The sequence below is a fragment of the Pseudomonas sp. GW821-FHT02C04 genome, assembly GCF_059421845.1.
Genome location: NZ_JBWKVT010000001.1, coordinates 1,101,493 through 1,118,535 on the forward strand (window position 1 = coordinate 1,101,493; position 17,043 = coordinate 1,118,535).

A 17,043-nucleotide genomic window follows, 5' to 3' on the forward strand; every position below is an offset into this window, starting at 1 on the left:
CTCCATCACTTGCCTTGGAACTCCGGCGACCGCTTGGCCACAAACGCCGCCATCCCTTCCTTCTGATCCTGCGTCGCAAACGCCGCATGGAACACCCGACGCTCGAATCGCACGCCTTCAGTCAGGTTCACTTCGAACGCGCGGTTGACGCTTTCCTTGACCATCATCGCAATCGGCAACGACTTGCTGGCAATCACGGCAGCCACTTTCAGCGCTTCATCCAGCAACTCATCGCTCGGCACGATGCGAGCGACGATGCCGCAACGCTCGGCTTCCACCGCGTCGATCAAACGCCCGCTCAGGCACATCTCCATCGCCTTGGCTTTGCCCACGGCGCGGGTCAGGCGCTGGGTGCCGCCCATGCCCGGCAGCACGCCGAGGTTGATTTCCGGTTGACCGAATTTGGCATTGTCGCCGGCCAGAATGAAGTCGCACATCAGCGCCAGTTCACAGCCGCCGCCGAGGGCGAAGCCGTTGACGGCGGCAATGATCGGCTTACGCCGGTTGGCCACGCGGTCGCTGTCGCTGAACAGGTCGTCCATGTAGATCTGCGGGTAGGTCAGATCCGCCATTTCCTTGATGTCGGCGCCAGCGGCGAAGGCTTTCTTCGACCCGGTGATAACGATGCAACCAATGTTCGCATCGGCTTCCAGGCCATCGAGGGCGCGGTTCACTTCGCTGACCAGTTGCGCGTTCAGGGCATTCAGCGCCTGCGGGCGATTCAGGGTGATGACGCCGACGCGGCCATGGGTTTCCAGCAAAATCGTTTCGTAACTCATGTGCAGATTCCTTCTCAAAGATTGCGCGAAATGACCATGCGCTGAATGTCGCTGGTGCCTTCGTAGATCTGGCAGACCCGCACGTCGCGGTAGATACGCTCCAGCGGGAAGTCGTTGAGGTAACCGTAACCGCCGAGGGTTTGCAACGCCATGGAGCAAACCTTCTCGGCCATTTCCGAGGCGAACAGTTTGGCCATCGACGCCTCGACCAGCGCCGGCTGACCGCTGTCACGCAGGGCGGCGGCGTAATGCACCATCTGCCGCGCCACGGCGATCTGGGTCGCCATGTCCGCGAGACGGAAGGCCACGGCCTGGTGCTCGATGATCGGCTTGCCAAAGGTGTCGCGCTCGCGGGCGTAATCGCGCGCCGCTTCGAACGCGGCGCGGGCCATGCCCACCGATTGCGAAGCGATGCCGACGCGGCCGCCTTCAAGGTTGGCCAGGGCGATCTTGTAGCCCTCGCCCTCCTCACCCAACCGGTTGGCCACTGGCACTTTCACGTCTTCGAACAGAATCTGACAGGTGTCCGAAGCGTGCTGGCCGAGCTTGTCCTCGACGCGGGCGACTTTGTAGCCCGGCGAGTCGGTCGGCACGATAAAGGCGCTGATCCCGCGCTTGCCGGCACTCGGGTCGGTGACGGCAAACACGATCACGATCCCGGCGTTCTGCCCGGAGGTGATGAACTGTTTGCAGCCGTTGAGCACGTAGTGATCGCCTTCCAGCCGTGCGCGGGTTTTCAGGCTACTGGCGTCGGAACCGGCCTGCGGTTCGGTCAACGCGAAAGCACCGAGCATCGCGCCGCTGGCCAACGGTTTGAGGAAGCGTTCGCGCTGGTCGTCGTTGCCGAACTTGAGGATCGGCACGCAGCCCACCGAGTTGTGCACGCTCATGATCGTCGAGCACGCGCCGTCGCCAGCGGCGATTTCTTCCAAGGCCATGGCGTAGGCCAGATACCCGGTGTCGCATCCGCCCCACTGTTCCGGCACCAGCATGCCGAAGAAGCCCAGTTCGGCCATTTCGCCGATGGCTTCTTTCGGGAAGCGGTGCTCGCGATCCCACTCGGCGGCGAACGGTTTCAGCCGTTCCTCGGCAAACTGCCGGGCCATGTCGCGGATTTGTTGTTGGTCGTCATTGGGAATCATGGCAAATCCTTAACTCGGGTTCAGACGCACTCGACGGCCATCGCAGTGGCTTCGCCGCCGCCGATGCAGATCGCCGCGACGCCGCGTTTCAGGCCTTTCTGGCGCAGGGCCGAGAGCAAGGTCACAAGAATCCGCGCACCGGAGGCACCGATCGGATGACCGAGGGCGCAGGCGCCGCCGTGGATGTTGAGTTTGTCGTGGGGGATTTCCAGGTGGGTCATCGCCGCCATGCCGACCACGGCGAAGGCTTCGTTGACTTCGAACAGATCGACCTGATCCAGCGACCAGCCGGTTTTCTTCATCAGCTTCTTGATCGCGCCGATCGGTGCCACCGGGAACAGGCCCGGGGTGTCAGCGAAGGCTGCGTGGCCATGAATCACCGCCAGCGGTTTCAGACCTTGTTTCTGCGCTTGCGACTGGCGCATCAGCACCAGTGCGGCGGCGCCGTCGGAGATCGAGCTGGAGTTGGCAGCGGTTACGGTGCCGCCCTCGCGGAACGCCGGTTTCAGCGAAGCGATCTTGTCCAGTTTGGCTTTTGGCGGCTGCTCGTCGTTGCTGATCACAACCTGTTCCTTGCCGACGGTCACGGTCAGCGGAACGATTTCGGCCTTGAAGCTGCCGTCCTTGATTGCCTGCTGGGCGCGGGTGGTCGAGGCGATGGCGAAAGCATCTTGAGCTTCGCGGCTGAAGTCGTTGGTTTCAGCGCAATCTTCGGCGAAGGTGCCCATCAGACGACCCTTGTCGTAGGCGTCTTCGAGACCGTCGAGGAACATCGAATCCAGCACCCGGCCATGGCCCATGCGGTAACCGGCGCGAGCGCGATCCAGCAGGTACGGCGAATTGGACATGCTTTCCATGCCGCCGGCGATCACCACATCGGCGCTGCCGGCCAGCAGCATATCGTGAGCGAGGATGGTGGTTTCCATGCCCGAACCGCACATCTTGTTGACGGTGGTGCAGCGGGTGGATTTATCCAGCCCGGCGCCCAGTGCAGCCTGACGCGCAGGCGCCTGGCCGAGGCCGGCTGGCAGTACGCAGCCGAACAACACTTCATCGACCGCATCGGCGGCGACACCGGCACGCTCAACCGCAGCTTTGATAGCAGCCGCGCCGAGTTGCGGCGCAGTCAGGCTTTTCAGTTCGCCCTGAAAACCACCCATCGGGGTACGAACGGCACTGACAATGACAATCGGATCGTTGGAGATGGTCATGAGAAATCCTCCTTATTTGGCGGCCATGCGCAAGGCGCCGTCGAGACGGATCACCTCGCCGTTGAGCATGCTGTTTTCAATGATATGCCGCACCAGCGCGGCGTACTCGGCGGGTTTGCCCAGACGCGGCGGGAACGGCACGCCGGCGGCCAGCGAGTCGCGCACTTCCGGGGTCATGCCGGCCATCATCGGGGTTTCGAAAATGCCCGGGGCGATGGTCATCACGCGGATGCCGAAGCGCGCCAGTTCACGGGCGGCGGGCAAGGTCAGGCTGGCGATAGCGCCTTTGGACGCGGAATACGCGGCCTGGCCAATCTGGCCGTCGAATGCAGCGACGGAGGCGGTGTTGATGATCACGCCGCGCTCGCCGTCAGCGTTGGCTTCGCTTTCGGCAATCGCAGCTGCCGCCAGACGCAGCATGTTGAAGCTGCCGATCAGGTTGACGTTGATCACCTGCGCGAAGCTGGACAAGGCGTGAGGGCCGTTCTTGCCGAGGATTTTCTCGCCGCGAACGATCCCGGCGCAGTTCACCAGTCCATTGAGGCTGCCGAAAGCTTTTACCGTTGCCTGAACAGCGGCTTCGGCGGCGGCTTCGTTGCTGATGTCGGCCACGACACTTTGCGCGCCGAGGCGCTGAGCCTGAGCGGCAACGGCTTCGGCGTTCATGTCCACCAGCATCACTTTGGCGCCAGCGGCAACCAACAGCTCAGCGGTGGCGGCACCCAGGCCGGACGCGCCGCCGGTGACGATAAAAACCTTGTTCTCGATCTGCATGACTGTTTCCTTGGATTCAAGCTGAAACGTTGTGCGCCGCAGCCTCTTGAGCCTTGGCGATTTCCTGGTTGCGCAAGATAAAGCGCTGCAATTTGCCGCTCGGGGTTTTCGGCAACTCGCTGACAAATTCGATTTCACGGGGGTACGAATGCGCGGCCAGACGTTTGCGCACGTGTTGGCGCAGTTCTTCGGCCAGCGCCGGTTCCGCACGGTATTGCGGATTGAGCACAACGAAGGCTTTCACCAGTTCTGTGCGCTCGGGATCGGGTTTGCCGACCACTGCCGCTTCGACCACCGCCGGGTGCTCGATCAGTGCGCTTTCAACGTCGAACGGGCCGACCCGATAGCCTGAAGTGGTGATCACGTCGTCACTGCGACCGACGAAGCTGATGCTGCCGTCCGGGTTCCACTCGACGGTGTCGCCGCTCAGGTAGTAATCGCCGACGAAGGCCTTGGTCGGTGCACCTTCGTAACCGGCGAACCAGCACATTGGCGATTGCGTGCGGTCGATGGCGAGAATGCCTGGCTGACCGACGCCGAGTTCGTTGTTCTGCTCGTCGAGCACCACGATGCGATGGCCCGGCGAAGCAAAACCGGCGGCGCCGAGGTGGATCGGGTGTTCGAGGCCGTGGTGGTTGCACAGCACCATGCCCAGTTCGGTCTGGCCGTAATGGTCGTGAATGACCACGCCGAGGTTGTCAGCGAACCAGCGGATCACTTCCGGGTTCAACGGTTCGCCGGCGCTGCTGACGATGCGCAGCTTGCCCTTGATCGATTTGGCGAACTCATCACCACCGGCAATCAACAGGCGATAAGCCGTAGGCGACCCGGTGAGGTTGGTGATGCCGTATTTGTTGATCACCCGGCAGGTGCTTTCGAGGGTGAACGGGCCATCGTAGAAGGTGATTGGGTGGCCCATCGACAACGGGCCGGTTACGCCAAAATAAATGCCATAGGCCCAACCCGGATCGGCGACGTTCCAGAACGCATCTTCCGGACGCAGATCCACGGCGTCGCGGGTGTAGCTCTGGAACGCCACGACTGCCTTGAGCGGCACCGACAGCGCTTTCGACGGGCCGGTGGTGCCCGAGGTGAACATCAGCAGGAACGGGTCTTCACCGGTCAGCATCACCGGTTCGCAGACATTGGAATGGTTGGGCAGCTCGGCCCAGAAACTGAAATCGCCACGGACAATGCCCTGGCCTTTCGGACCGCCGACGGTGACCAGCGTCGGGCAGTCGGCGACTTCGGCAAGCTTCGGCCGGTTGACCGCATCGGTGACCACGACTTTGGCGCCGGAGCTGTTCAGGCGATGCTCGAGCGCTTTCGGGCCGAACGCGGTGAACAGCGGTTGATACACCGCGCCGATGCGCCAGGTGGCGAACACGGTGATCAGCAATTCGATATTGCGCGGCAGCAGGCCGGCGACCTTGTCGCCTTTCTGCACGCCCTGGGCGAGAAGGAAATTGGCGAAACGCGCGGCTTTGTCCTGCAGATCGCTGAAGGTGTACGTCGCACTGGCGCCGTCGCGGCCTTCCCAGAACAGCGCGATGCGCCCAGGCAAGGCGTGACGGTCACAACATTCGACGCAGGCGTTGAGCGCCTCGAGCGTGCCGCTGAGTGCGGCGTCCACGGTGTGCTGATAATCAAACTGCTGGGTGGCAGACAAGTAATCGCGCATTGCCAGAATCCCTCTGTGTTTTTATTAGGTTGGGGAACCGTAAACAACAGAGGAATACTCGCGCCGCACGCCGGCTGCGGCAATGGTCAAAGCCCTCAAAGTGGATGACTGGTTTGGCCAAGAATCCCGACTTTGATCGCTCCCACGCCGACCGCGTTGATCGTTCCCACGCTCTGCGTGGGAATGCCTCAAGGGACGCTCCGCGTTCCAGCTCTGGAAGGGACGCGGAGCGTCCCGGGCTGCATTCCCACGCGGAGCGTGGGAACGAGAGTCAGGGGCGGGTCAGACCGCTTCGTTGAGGATCAGGCTGCGGTAATGCCCAGGATTAGTCCCCGACCACTTGCGAAACGCCTTGTAGAACGAGCTCGCATCGGCAAACCCCAGGCGTGTGGCGATGTCGACAAAACTGATCGAAGGCTCCGCCAGCCAGATGATCGCCAGTTCCTTGCGCACGCTGTCCTTCAAACCCTGATAGGTCTGCCCTTCTTCGGCCAGACGTCGGCGCAGGGTCGAGGCCGACATGCACAGTTGCTGGGCCAGGGCTTCGGTTTCCGGCCACTGTTCGGCGGGCAACTGCCGCAGATCCTGTTTGATCCGACTGGCGAGGCTTTCCGGGTCGCGGTACTTCACCAGAATGTTGGCCGGCGCATGGGCGAGGAAACGTTTCAACTCCTCGGCACTGCGCTTGATCGGCAGATCCAGTACGTCGGCGGCGAAAATCATCCGCGTGCGCGGCCGATCGAAGCGCAGGTTTTCCGAGAACATCACCCGGTAATCATCACAGAACTCCGGCGCCGGGCAGCGCAGTTCGATGGCGAGGATCGGAATTCGCCGCCCCGCCAGCCAGCACGCCACACCGTGGACGATCATCCAGTAAGTGAAATAGGTGAAGGCGCGGCGCGGTTCGGGGTCGTCCTCCAGCAGCACGATCTCCGCCAGACTTTGCTGATGCACCAGTTGCGCGGGCATGCGCTCAAGCATCAGCGACAGGAAATTCAGGCCGCTGCTCAACCCGGCCGCCAGGTTCGGCTGGGCCATCGCGCTGCGGCAGAGGAATTCCAGGCTGCCGGACTTCAGCTTGCGCGGGTCCATGCCAAAGAACTCGTCATCACCCCGCCGCGCCAGCAGTCGCCACAACCGTGCGTACTGGCTGGCCGGGACGCGGGCGTCATCGGTGGCCAGCAGCGCCGGATCGATGCCGACCTTGTTCAAGACTTCTTCCGTGGCCACGCCCGGGGCACAACTTTGCAGCAGTGCTTCGCGCACCAGTTGAATGGCGATGGTGTCTTTTTCCGACATGGATCGAGGCAAATCCTGTTGTTGTTCGGGTGGCAGGCATCTTAACGCAGCCGCCCTGGCCCGGCTCGCTCAATCCGGAAATGTCGTTGCGTATTTGAGAATGGTTGATCTTCAAGCTCGTTCAGCTACCGTTCAGGTAAATGTCAATGAGTGACATGTGAGAATGACTTTCATTATGTTACAACTTGTAACCTCATTTCGTTACACAGTGGATGCCGAATGCTCGTTCCCTTTCTGATCATGCTGCGTGAAGGCATTGAAGCCGCGCTGATCGTTGGCATTATCGCCAGCTACCTGCAACAGACCGGCCGTGGCCAATGGATGCCGGCTGTGTGGATCGGCGTGTTTCTCGCTGCTGCGCTGGCGTTGCTGGTCGGTGGCGGTCTGGAACTGGTCAGCGCCGAATTCCCGCAGAAACAGCAGGAACTGTTCGAAGGCGTGGTCGGCCTCGTTGCCGTGGGGATTCTCAGTTCCATGGTGTTCTGGATGCGCAAGGTGGCACGTTCGATCAAGCATTCGCTGCAAGCCTCTCTCGATCACGCACTGACTTCTTCGAAGCATCAGGTCATCGCGCTGATCGCCATGGTGTTTTTCGCCGTCGCCCGGGAAGGGCTGGAAACGGTGTTCTTCCTACTCGCCGTGTTCCAGCAGAGCGAAGGCCCGGGCGCGCCGATCGGTGCCCTGCTCGGCCTGATCCTGGCCATCGTCGTAGGCTTCCTGATCTACAGCGGCAGCATGCGCCTGAATCTGTCGGCGTTCTTCCGCTGGACCGGGCTGTTCATCCTCGTGGTCGCTGCCGGGATCCTCTCCAACTCGGTGCAGGCACTGCATGAAGCCGGAGTCTGGAATCACCTGCAAACCGTGCTCTTCGATTTCAGCGCGACGTTGCCGATGGACGGCCCGCTGGGCTCGGTGCTGGCCGGCATGTTCGGTTATCAGGATGCACCGACCGTCAGCACCCTCGGTGCCTATCTGATCTACCTGGTGGTGGCGCTGGTGATGTTCTTCTATCCGGCCTCCGCCCCGGCGCCCAAAGCCGCCGCTTCGAATTCCGCTTCCAGCCAATAAGGGCCTCCATGTCAAAGCCTAATATTCCTCAGGCCTCCCCTCCCCGCGCCTTGCGCTGGGCGGTGGCCGGTTCGGTGGTCGTGATGATCGCCGCCGGTGGCCTGTTCTACTACGCCTCGAAAATGGCTGCGGCCAAGCGTCAGCACAACCATGACGAAGTGGTGGTCAACATCCACCCCGGCAGTTGCGAGCCCAACGAGCTGAGCGTGCCCGCTGGCCGCGCCAGTTTCCGCATCGTCAACCGCTCCGACCGGGCGGTGGAATGGGAAATCCTCGACGGCGTGCTGGTGATCGAAGAACGCGAGAACATCGCACCGGGCCTGAGCCAGGTAATCAACGCCAACCTGCAACCTGGCGACTACGCCATCACCTGCGGCCTACTGAGCAACCCGCGCGGCGTGCTGCATGTCACGCCGACCGCTGCCTCGGATGCCGCCGCCAAGGCCAAGCCGTCGATGGTCGCTTTCGTCGGGCCGCTGTCGGAGTTCCGCGTGTATCTGGCCACTCAGGGCAGCGCGCTGATCAGAGCTGTCACCGCACTCAATCAGGCGATCACCAGCGGCGATCTGGCCCAGGCTCAAGCCGCGTACCTGCCGGCCCGCGCGGCGTATCAACGTCTGGCCCCGGCCGCACAACGCCTGGCCGAGCTGGACAACAGCATCAATGCCCGCGCCGATTACTTCGAGAAACGCGAGCAGGATCCGGCCTTCGTCGGCTTCCATCGCATCGAGTACGCGCTGTTCCAGCAACGCAGCCTCGACGGTCTGTCGCCGGTTGCCGAGCGCCTGTTGGGCGACGTCACCACGCTGAAACAACAGTTGCTGGCCCAATCGCTGCCGCCAGAGCAACTGGTGGAAATCCTCGTGCGCAACCTCAACACACTGGCCGACGTGCGCGCCGCCAGCGGCGAAGAGGAACGCTACAGCCACGGCGACCTCAACGGCTTCGCGGCCAATCTGGAGACGGCGCACAAAGTCGTCGAACTGTTGCGCCCGATGCTGAGCAAATCCGCCGCCGACCTGCTGCCGAAAATCGACAGTGCGCTGACTGATTTCGATACCACGCTGAACGGCTTCAAGGTCAAGGATGGCTACGCGAGTTACGACACCGTCAACGGTGAGCAACGCAAGCAGATCGCCGACAAGGCCAAGGCTCTGGCCGACGCCCTCGACGCCATTGATCCCGCCCTCGGCCTCTCCGGCCTGTAAGTAGAAGACGAATACCGATGAACGATTCCGAACACTTCAACCTGCAACGTCGCCGCGTATTGATGGGCATGGGCGCCGCCGGTGTCGCACTGGCCGGTACCGCCCTGAGCTGCCCGGCGATGGCCGCAGCGCCTGCGCAAGTCACCGAAGCGCCGAGCAGCGACAAGACCCAGGATCACCACGACTTTCATGGTGCGCACCAGACCGGCATCGTCACCCCGCGTCCGGCGTCCGGCATGCTGGTGTCATTCGATGTGCTGGCCAGCGACCGCAAAGACCTCGAACGTCTGTTCCGCACCCTCAACGAGCGCATCGCGTTTCTGATGAAGGGCGGCCCTGTCGCGCAGATCGATCCGAAATTGCCGCCGCCGGATTCCGGCATCCTCGGCCCGGTGGTCACGCCGGACAACCTGACCATCACCGTGTCGGTGGGCGAGTCGCTGTTCGACGAGCGTTTCGGCCTCGCCTCCGCCAAACCCAAGCGCCTGATTCGCATGGTCGGTTTCCCCAACGATGCGCTGGAGCCCGATTGCTGCCACGGCGACCTGAGCCTGCAGTTCTGCTCCAACACCGCCGACACCAACATCCACGCCCTGCGCGACATCGTGAAGAACCTGCCGGACCTGCTGCTGGTGCGCTGGAAACAAGAAGGCAGCGTGCCGCCACAAGCCCCGGCCAAACCCGGCGTGCCGGCGCAATCGGCGCGTAACTTCCTGGGTTTCCGCGACGGCTCGGCCAACCCGGACTCCAACGACGGCAAAGCCATGGATCGCATCGTCTGGGTGCAACCGGGCAGTGACGAACCGGCCTGGGCCGTTCACGGCAGTTATCAGGCGGTGCGGATCATCCGCAACTTCGTCGAACGCTGGGACCGCACGCCGCTGCAGGAGCAGGAAAGCATCATCGGCCGCGTGAAAACCACCGGTGCGCCGATGGGCGCCAGCCATGAGACCGAAGTCCCGGACTACAGCAAGGACCCGGAAGGCAAGCTGACCAAGCTCGACGCACACATCCGCCTGGCCAACCCGCGCACCGCCGCGAGCCAGGCCAACCTGATCCTGCGCCGGCCGTTCAACTATTCCAACGGCGTGAACAAGAACGGCCAGCTCGACATGGGCCTGCTGTTCATCTGCTACCAGGCCGACCTGGAAAAAGGCTTCATCACCGTGCAGACCCGCCTCAATGGCGAGCCGCTGGAGGAATACCTCAAGCCGGTCGGCGGCGGTTACTTCTTCACCCTGCCGGGTGTTACGGGCGACAAGGATTTCATCGGTCGCTCGCTGCTCAACGCTACCCAACCAAAAACAACTGCATAGCATTCAACAGGAGCCGCCCCCATGAAAAAGACGCCCATCGCGTTATTGCTGACCCTAGGTTTACTCAACACCCCGCTGTCGGCGTTCGCGGCGACCGCGCCGCTGGATCTGGTCGGGCCGGTTTCGGACTACAAGATCTACGTCACCGAACAACTGGATCAGCTGGGCACCCACACCAAGCAATTCACCGATGCCGTGAAAAAGGGCGACCTGGCTACCGCGCAAAAGCTTTATGCACCGACCCGCGTCTACTACGAGTCGATCGAGCCGATTGCCGAGCTGTTCAGTGACCTCGATGCGTCCATCGACTCCCGCGTCGACGACCACGAAAAAGGCGTGAAGGCTGAAGACTTCACCGGTTTCCATCGCCTCGAGTACTCGCTGTTCTCGGAAAAGAGCACCCAGGGTCTGAACGATCTGGCGGACAAACTGGATAAAGACGTCCAGGACCTGCAGACCCGCGTCGCCGGCCTGACCTTCCCGCCCGAGAAAGTCGTCGGTGGTGCTGCCGCACTGCTGGAAGAAGTCGCTGCCACCAAGATCTCCGGTGAAGAAGACCGTTACAGCCACACCGACCTCTATGACTTCCAGGGCAACATCGACGGCGCGAAGAAAATCGTCGACCTGTTCCGTCCGCAGATCGAGAAACAGGACAAGGCCTTCGTTGCCAAAGTCGACAAGAACTTTGCCACCGTGGACAAGATCCTGGCCAAGTACAAGACCAAGGACGGCGGCTTCGAGACCTATGACAAAGTGAAGGAAAACGACCGCAAGGCGCTGGTCGGCCCGGTCAATACCCTGGCGGAAGACCTGTCGACCTTGCGTGGCAAGCTCGGCCTGAACTGAGTTCGGCGCATAAAAAAATCCCCCGGACGCGTCCTGCGTTCGGGGGATTTTCGTTTTCCGGTCTTACAGAATCCGGTACAGCAACCGCTCGACCCGTACCCGGCTCACGCGCTTGAGGAACTTGGCCACCCCGCTCGGATAATCCGGCAAGGCCTCCAGGTCCTGGAATCGTGCGATTCGCTGGGTGTGTTCGAAGATGTTTTCCAGTTCCAGACTCCGCGGCTCCAGCCACTCGCCTTTCGGGTCGTCGATCAGCAAGGCGTTTTCCAGATCGAGACGGAACGCCCGCGGGTTGAGGTTGTTGCCGGTCAGCAGCGTGTAGCGCTGATCGATCCACATGCCCTTGAGGTGATAGCTGTTGTCGCCCTCACGCCACAGATGCAGGTTCAACTGACCGCTGTCGATGTTGCGCTGATGGCGCTTGGCGAAACGGCGCAGGCTGATCTCGTAGAGATACGGCAGCGCGGCGATCACCTTGAACGGCTCAGTCGGCGGAATGTAGAAGTCGTTGGCCGTCTTGTCACCGACCACGATGTCGATCTTCACACCGCGAGCCAGCGCCCGGTTGATCTCGCGGATCACCCCCAGCGGCAGGTTGAAGTACGGCGTGCAGATGGTCAGTTGCTTCTGCGCGCTGGCGATCAGCTCCAGAATCACCCGGTTCAGCGGGTTGTTTTTGCCTACGCCGAGCAACGGGCTGACTGACAGGCCAGTGTGCGCCGTGCTGCCGGCGCTGGTGTCGTATGCCGCATATTTGAGGCGGCTGCGCAGGTCGCCGATGTCGTTACGCAGGCTGCGGGTGGTCGGCAGGTTCGGCAGGTCGAGGCGATGCACCGCTTTCGATTCGATCAGGCCGTGCTTGACCAGATGGTGCATCGAGTCCGCCAGTTCACGGCTCTGCAACACGTGATAACGGTCGAAGCGGTACTTGTCGAACTTGTGCAGATAGACGTTGTTCAGGCTCGCACCGCTGTAGACCACGCAATCGTCGATCACGAAACCTTTAAGGTGCAGCACGCCGAACAGCTCGCGGGTCTGCACCGGCACGCCGTAGACCGGCACCACGCTCTGGTGGGTGCGGGTCATTTCCTGATACCACGCCGAGTTGCCCGGCTGCTTGCCGGCACCGATCAAGCCGCGCTGGGCGCGCAGCCAGTCGACGACCACAACGATTTCAAGCTCGGGACGCTTGAGTTTGGCGGCGTGCAAGGCATCGAGGATTTCCTGACCGGCTTCGTCATTTTGCAGATAGAGCGCGACGAGGTAGATGCGCTGGGTCGCCTGGGCGATTTTCTCCAGCAGGCAACGACGGAACTCGGCGGCGCCGGACAGAATGGTCACGGCCTCGGCGGTCAGCGGAAAGCTGCGTAGTTTGGGCAGCAGAGAGCGTTTGAAAAGCAACGGCATAGGGCTCGCAATGGGTCGAATCCGAAGAACCCGAGAGCTTACACCATCAACTCCTTCGGGTCTTGTTACTGTCTGTTGATCGTTCCCACGCTCTGCGTGGGAATGCAGCCCGGGACGCTCCGCGTCCCTTCCAGAGCTGGAACGCGGAGCGTCCCTTGAGGCATTCCCACGCAGAGCGTGGGAACGATAAATAAAAAACATTTGACCAAGGAGAACGATCGTTCTACTGTTCGCCACATGAACGAAATCACCAGCAACGACACGACCCGCGACATCATTCTGGATGTCACCGAAAAGTTGATCTACAAAAGTGGCATCGCCGCCACTGGAATGGATCTTCTGGTGAAAACCGCCGGTGTCTCCAGAAAGAGTATCTACCGCTACTTCGCCAACAAGGAGGAGCTGACCGTCGCCGCCCTGCAACGCCGCGACGTGCGCTGGATGCACTGGTACAGAAGCGCCGTCGATCAGGCCGAAACCCCGGCCGATCGCCTGCTCAACCTGTTTACCGTGCTCAAGGGCTGGTTCGCCTCGGAAGGCTTCCGGGGCTGCGCCTTCATCAATACCAGTGGCGAAACCGGCGATCCGCAGGACCCGGTGCGCCAGGTCGCCAAAGACCACAAACAGAAGCTGCTCGACTACGTGTGCGAGCTGTGTACCGAACATGGTGCCGAGGACCCGCAACTGCTGGCCAAACAGTTGCTGATCCTGATTGACGGCGCCATTACCGTAGCGCTTGTGATGGGTGATCACAGTGCCGCCGATAATGCGCAATGCATGGCGCGAAAGTTATTGGACCTGTAAAGCCTCAATAAGCGACAAGTTGTTCAATCGTTAATTTGATCGGGAGACAAACATGTCTACTGCAGCCGAAGTGCGTCCGCCATTGCCACCCTTCAACCGTGAATCGGCCATTGAAAAAGTTCGCCTGGCCGAAGATGGCTGGAATTCCCGCGACCCGCACCGCGTATCGCTGGCTTATACCCTCGACACAAAGTGGCGCAACCGCGCCGAATTCGCCAACAACCGCGAAGAAGCAAAAGGCTTCCTGACCCGCAAATGGGCCAAGGAGCTGGATTACCGCCTCATCAAGGAACTCTGGGCGTATTCCGACACCCGCATCGCCGTGCGCTACGCCTACGAATGGCACGACGACTCGGGCAACTGGTTCCGTTCCTACGGCAACGAAAACTGGGAGTTCGACGAGCACGGCCTGATGTTCCAGCGTTACGCCTGCATCAACGACATGCCGATCAAGGAAAGCGAACGCAAGTTCCACTGGCCGCTGGGCCGGCGCCCGGATGATCATCCGGGGCTGTCCGAGCTGGGTCTGTAATTCAGCCTCCGATCCCTCCTGCACAGTGTGCAGGAGGGATTTTCAGGCGACTTCGGCAGTCCGGGCCGATTGCGCTTTGGCTTCCAGTTCCCGCACCAGCGGCAACACCCGCTGACCGAAATACTCCACCTCTTCCTGAAAGTGCAGGAACCCCGCCAACACCAGATCCACACCCACCGCTTTCAACGCCACGATGCGCTCGGCAATCTGCTGCGGCGTACCAATCAGATTGGTTTTGAAGCCGTCGTTGTACTGCACCAGATCTTCAAAGGTCGATTTGGACCAGTTGCCCTCGCCCTCCGGCGACGCCCTGCCCGCCTGTTTCGCCGCATCACCAAAGGCATTCACCGCTTCCGGATCAGCCTGATCGATGATCTGTGCCAACACAGCTTTGGCTTCCTCTTCGGTATCCCGGGCAATGACAAACGCATTCACCCCGATTTTGACTGAATGATGGTTCGCCGCCGCTTTGGCACGAATATCGTCGACCTGGGCCTTGATGCCTTCAACGCTGTTGCCGTTGGTGAAATACCAGTCCGACACCCGTGCCGCCATGTCCCGCGCCGCACGGGAGCTACCACCCTGAAAGATTTCCGGGCGGCCCAGCGGTTTCGGTTTGAGGCTGTAGTTGTCGAAGCGATAGAAATCGCCACGGAAGGTGAAGTTGTCCTGACTCCAGATCCCTCGCAATGAACGGATGAACTCTTCCGAGCGACGATAGCGCTCGTCGTGCTCCAGCCAGTGCTCGCCAATGGCCTGGAACTCGCCCTTGAACCAGCCGCTGACGATGTTCACCGCGATCCGGCCGTTAGTGAGTTGATCGATGGTCGCCAACTGTTTGGCCGCCAGCGCCGGTTGCCACGGGCCGGGCAGAATGGCGGCGATGACTTTGAGCTTGCTGGTAGCGGCGAGCAGCGCGTGGCTGAACGCCACCGATTCATGCTGGAACTCGGCGCCGTAGCCTGCGGTGAAGCGAATCTGAGTCAGGGCGTATTCGAAACCCGCCGCCTCGGCCAGTTGCGCCAACTTGCGGTTGTAGTCGATGCCCCAGTCGGTACGTTGTTCGATCTTGCTGACCACCAGCCCACCGCTGACGTTCGGCACCCAGTAGGCAAATTTCACGGCTTGCTGACTCATTGGCGTGTCCTCGGGACAGTTGATGAAGGTGAGAGAGGTAGAGCAGCAAGCGTGCCAGCCTCGATAGCCCGGTTTTATTGAGGCTTCAGGTGATCGGGATGCATGACGGGAGGGTGATTTGTTGTGTGCGTGTTGGCTGGGCAACAGTTGAACAGTCGGTGCCCGGGCCTTATGGGTCGCCGCAACACTTGGAAATGAGTAACATGACTGCCCTCCCCGCAGCCCAGCTCTGCAACCTGCCGAATAAGCCGATTCCATGCCTTTCGAACTCAGCGTTGACCTCACTACCCTGGCCGTTCTGGCCCTTGTCGCTTTCATTGCCGGATTCATCGACGCCATCGCCGGCGGTGGCGGTCTGTTGACCACGCCGGCGCTGCTCACCGCCGGTCTGCCGCCGCATCTGGTGCTGGGCACCAACAAACTGAGTTCGACCTTCGGCTCGGCCACCGCCAGTTTCACCTTCTACCGACGCAAGCTGTTTCACCCGAGGCAGTGGATGCACGCCATCGTCGGCACGCTGGTCGGCGCGCTGACCGGCGCCATCGTCGCCCACTATCTGCCAGCCGAGTGGCTGAACAAGATGTTGCCGGTGATCGTCTTCGCCTGCGGCCTGTACCTGTTGTTTGGCGGCACGCCGAAAGCACCGCTGGACAGCGATGCACCGATCAAGAAGAAGTGGCAATCGACCCAGGGCTTCAGCCTCGGTTTCTATGACGGCGTGGCCGGGCCGGGTACGGGTGCCTTCTGGACCGTCAGCAGCCTGCTGCTGTACCCGATCGATCTGGTCAAGGCCAGCGGTGTGGCGCGCAGCATGAACTTCGTCAGCAACATTGCGGCGCTGTCGGTGTTCGTGTTTTCCGGGCAGGTGGACTGGATCATCGGCCTGAGCATGGGCCTGTCGGTGATGGTCGGCGCGTTCTTCGGGGCGCGCACCGCGATCAGCGGCGGCGCCAAGTTCATTCGTCCGGTGTTCATCACCGTGGTGCTGGGGTTGACCGTGCGTCTAGCCTGGCAGCACTGGTTCAGCGTGGCCTAAGCGCCGCGCCACGTAGACGTCGATCAGGTAACGGGCAATCGATTTGGACGCCGGCAACGGCGGCAGATCGTGCACGTTGAACCACTGGGCGTCTTCGATCTCGTCCTCCTGACAGACAATCTCGCCACCGGCATATTCGGCATGGAACCCCAGCATCATCGAGTGCGGGAACGGCCAGCACTGGCTGCCCAGGTACTGGATGTTCTTCACTTCGATGCTGACTTCTTCGCGCACTTCGCGGATCAGGCAATCCTCGGCCGACTCCCCCGGCTCCGCAAACCCCGCCAGCGTGCTGTAGACCCCGGTGACGAAACGCGGCGAACGCGCCAGCAGCACTTCATCGCCACGAGTCACCAGCACGATCATGCTCGGCGAAATCCGCGGATAACTGCGCAGGTCGCACGGCTGGCAATACATCGCCCGCTCCCGTGGCACTTGAGTCATGGCCTGACCGCAATTGCCGCAGAAACGGTGTTCACGGGCCCACGTCCCGATCTGCGCCGCATAACCCAACACTTTGTAGATCGTGTGATCGCCGTCGAGCATGAACGCCCGCAAGCCTTTCCAGTTGCAGCCCGGCACCTCGCTGGCGCTGCGCAGTTCCAGCAGGTAGACCGGCTCGCCATCGAGATGGCCGATGCCATGCTCGGCGAGAATCGACAAGTCCTGGCGCTTGAGCCATTCCCGTGGGAACAGCACGCCGTTGTCATCGAACAGAAAACCCTCGGGGCTGCGCGCGACGGCCCAGCCGCCAGGTTGATCGGTGTCCAGTACTGCGGTGGTCCAGCGAGATGTCATGGTTT

16 protein-coding genes are annotated in these 17,043 nt (G+C 61.6%); 7 read left to right on the plus strand and 9 right to left on the minus strand.

Features of this window, described 5'->3' with window-relative positions:
* Positions 1 to 5 precede the first annotated feature (5 nt).
* From AC07VV_RS05010 to AC07VV_RS05035, 6 genes are all read right to left on the minus strand, one after another.
* A complete protein-coding gene (locus AC07VV_RS05010) occupies positions 6 to 779 on the minus strand; it encodes an enoyl-CoA hydratase (protein WP_085730850.1) in 774 nt (257 codons plus the stop codon).
* A 14-nt stretch (positions 780 to 793) separates the two neighbouring features.
* On the minus strand, positions 794 to 1,921 hold the full coding sequence (locus tag AC07VV_RS05015; protein ID WP_495035519.1) for an acyl-CoA dehydrogenase: 1,128 nt from the start codon (positions 1,919 to 1,921) through the stop codon (positions 794 to 796).
* Between the two features lie 20 nt (positions 1,922 to 1,941).
* Complete coding sequence (locus AC07VV_RS05020; protein ID WP_007951273.1) at positions 1,942 to 3,132, minus strand: acetyl-CoA C-acyltransferase; 1,191 nt, start codon at positions 3,130 to 3,132, stop codon at positions 1,942 to 1,944.
* A 12-nt stretch (positions 3,133 to 3,144) separates the two neighbouring features.
* Positions 3,145 to 3,906, minus strand: coding sequence for an SDR family NAD(P)-dependent oxidoreductase (locus AC07VV_RS05025; RefSeq protein WP_011334280.1), 762 nt, complete (start codon positions 3,904 to 3,906; stop codon positions 3,145 to 3,147).
* A gap of 16 nt (positions 3,907 to 3,922) precedes the next feature.
* The gene (locus tag AC07VV_RS05030) at positions 3,923 to 5,587 is read right to left on the minus strand and encodes an AMP-binding protein (RefSeq protein WP_495035520.1); all 1,665 of its coding nucleotides are present in this window, start codon (positions 5,585 to 5,587) and stop codon (positions 3,923 to 3,925) included.
* 282 nt (positions 5,588 to 5,869) lie between these two features.
* Positions 5,870 to 6,886, minus strand: a complete 1,017-nt coding sequence (locus AC07VV_RS05035; protein ID WP_495035521.1) for an AraC family transcriptional regulator — start codon at positions 6,884 to 6,886, stop codon at positions 5,870 to 5,872.
* Positions 6,887 to 7,105: 219 nt separating this feature from the next.
* Here AC07VV_RS05035 and efeU point away from each other — a divergent pair, with 219 nt between their 5' ends.
* Genes efeU through efeO (AC07VV_RS05055) form a run of 4 tightly spaced genes read left to right on the plus strand, consistent with a single transcriptional unit; the run spans position 7,106 to position 11,324 of the window.
* Complete coding sequence (gene efeU, locus AC07VV_RS05040; RefSeq protein ID WP_495035522.1) at positions 7,106 to 7,954, plus strand: iron uptake transporter permease EfeU; 849 nt, start codon at positions 7,106 to 7,108, stop codon at positions 7,952 to 7,954.
* A gap of 8 nt (positions 7,955 to 7,962) precedes the next feature.
* Positions 7,963 to 9,162, plus strand: a complete 1,200-nt coding sequence (gene efeO / locus AC07VV_RS05045; RefSeq protein ID WP_495035523.1) for an iron uptake system protein EfeO — start codon at positions 7,963 to 7,965, stop codon at positions 9,160 to 9,162.
* 17 nt (positions 9,163 to 9,179) lie between these two features.
* A complete protein-coding gene (gene efeB / locus AC07VV_RS05050) occupies positions 9,180 to 10,478 on the plus strand; it encodes an iron uptake transporter deferrochelatase/peroxidase subunit (protein WP_495035524.1) in 1,299 nt (432 codons plus the stop codon).
* A 21-nt stretch (positions 10,479 to 10,499) separates the two neighbouring features.
* Positions 10,500 to 11,324 (plus strand): iron uptake system protein EfeO, encoded by an 825-nt coding sequence (efeO, locus tag AC07VV_RS05055; protein ID WP_096821487.1) that lies wholly within the window; start codon positions 10,500 to 10,502, stop codon positions 11,322 to 11,324.
* Between the two features lie 63 nt (positions 11,325 to 11,387).
* On the opposite strand, the gene pssA is transcribed toward efeO (AC07VV_RS05055), so the two are convergent.
* The gene (pssA, locus tag AC07VV_RS05060; RefSeq protein WP_495035525.1) at positions 11,388 to 12,731 is read right to left on the minus strand and encodes a CDP-diacylglycerol--serine O-phosphatidyltransferase; all 1,344 of its coding nucleotides are present in this window, start codon (positions 12,729 to 12,731) and stop codon (positions 11,388 to 11,390) included.
* A 237-nt stretch (positions 12,732 to 12,968) separates the two neighbouring features.
* Here pssA and AC07VV_RS05065 point away from each other — a divergent pair, with 237 nt between their 5' ends.
* Together AC07VV_RS05065 and AC07VV_RS05070 are read left to right on the plus strand one after the other, a co-directional pair.
* Complete coding sequence (locus tag AC07VV_RS05065) at positions 12,969 to 13,535, plus strand: TetR/AcrR family transcriptional regulator (protein WP_192558074.1); 567 nt, start codon at positions 12,969 to 12,971, stop codon at positions 13,533 to 13,535.
* A 52-nt stretch (positions 13,536 to 13,587) separates the two neighbouring features.
* Positions 13,588 to 14,067: a nuclear transport factor 2 family protein gene (locus AC07VV_RS05070; RefSeq protein ID WP_096821490.1), complete on the plus strand. Its 480-nt coding sequence runs from the start codon at positions 13,588 to 13,590 to the stop codon at positions 14,065 to 14,067.
* A gap of 42 nt (positions 14,068 to 14,109) precedes the next feature.
* On the opposite strand, the gene sfnG is transcribed toward AC07VV_RS05070, so the two are convergent.
* On the minus strand, positions 14,110 to 15,204 hold the full coding sequence (gene sfnG, locus AC07VV_RS05075; protein ID WP_495035526.1) for a dimethylsulfone monooxygenase SfnG: 1,095 nt from the start codon (positions 15,202 to 15,204) through the stop codon (positions 14,110 to 14,112).
* Positions 15,205 to 15,460: 256 nt separating this feature from the next.
* Between sfnG and AC07VV_RS05080 the strand changes: the two genes are divergently transcribed.
* Positions 15,461 to 16,240 (plus strand): TSUP family transporter, encoded by a 780-nt coding sequence (locus tag AC07VV_RS05080; RefSeq protein WP_027611974.1) that lies wholly within the window; start codon positions 15,461 to 15,463, stop codon positions 16,238 to 16,240.
* Here the strand turns inward: AC07VV_RS05080 and nudC are convergent.
* The gene (nudC, locus tag AC07VV_RS05085; protein ID WP_493071047.1) at positions 16,208 to 17,038 is read right to left on the minus strand and encodes an NAD(+) diphosphatase; all 831 of its coding nucleotides are present in this window, start codon (positions 17,036 to 17,038) and stop codon (positions 16,208 to 16,210) included. The genes AC07VV_RS05080 and nudC overlap by 33 nt on opposite strands.
* Between the last annotated feature and the right edge of the window lie 5 nt (positions 17,039 to 17,043).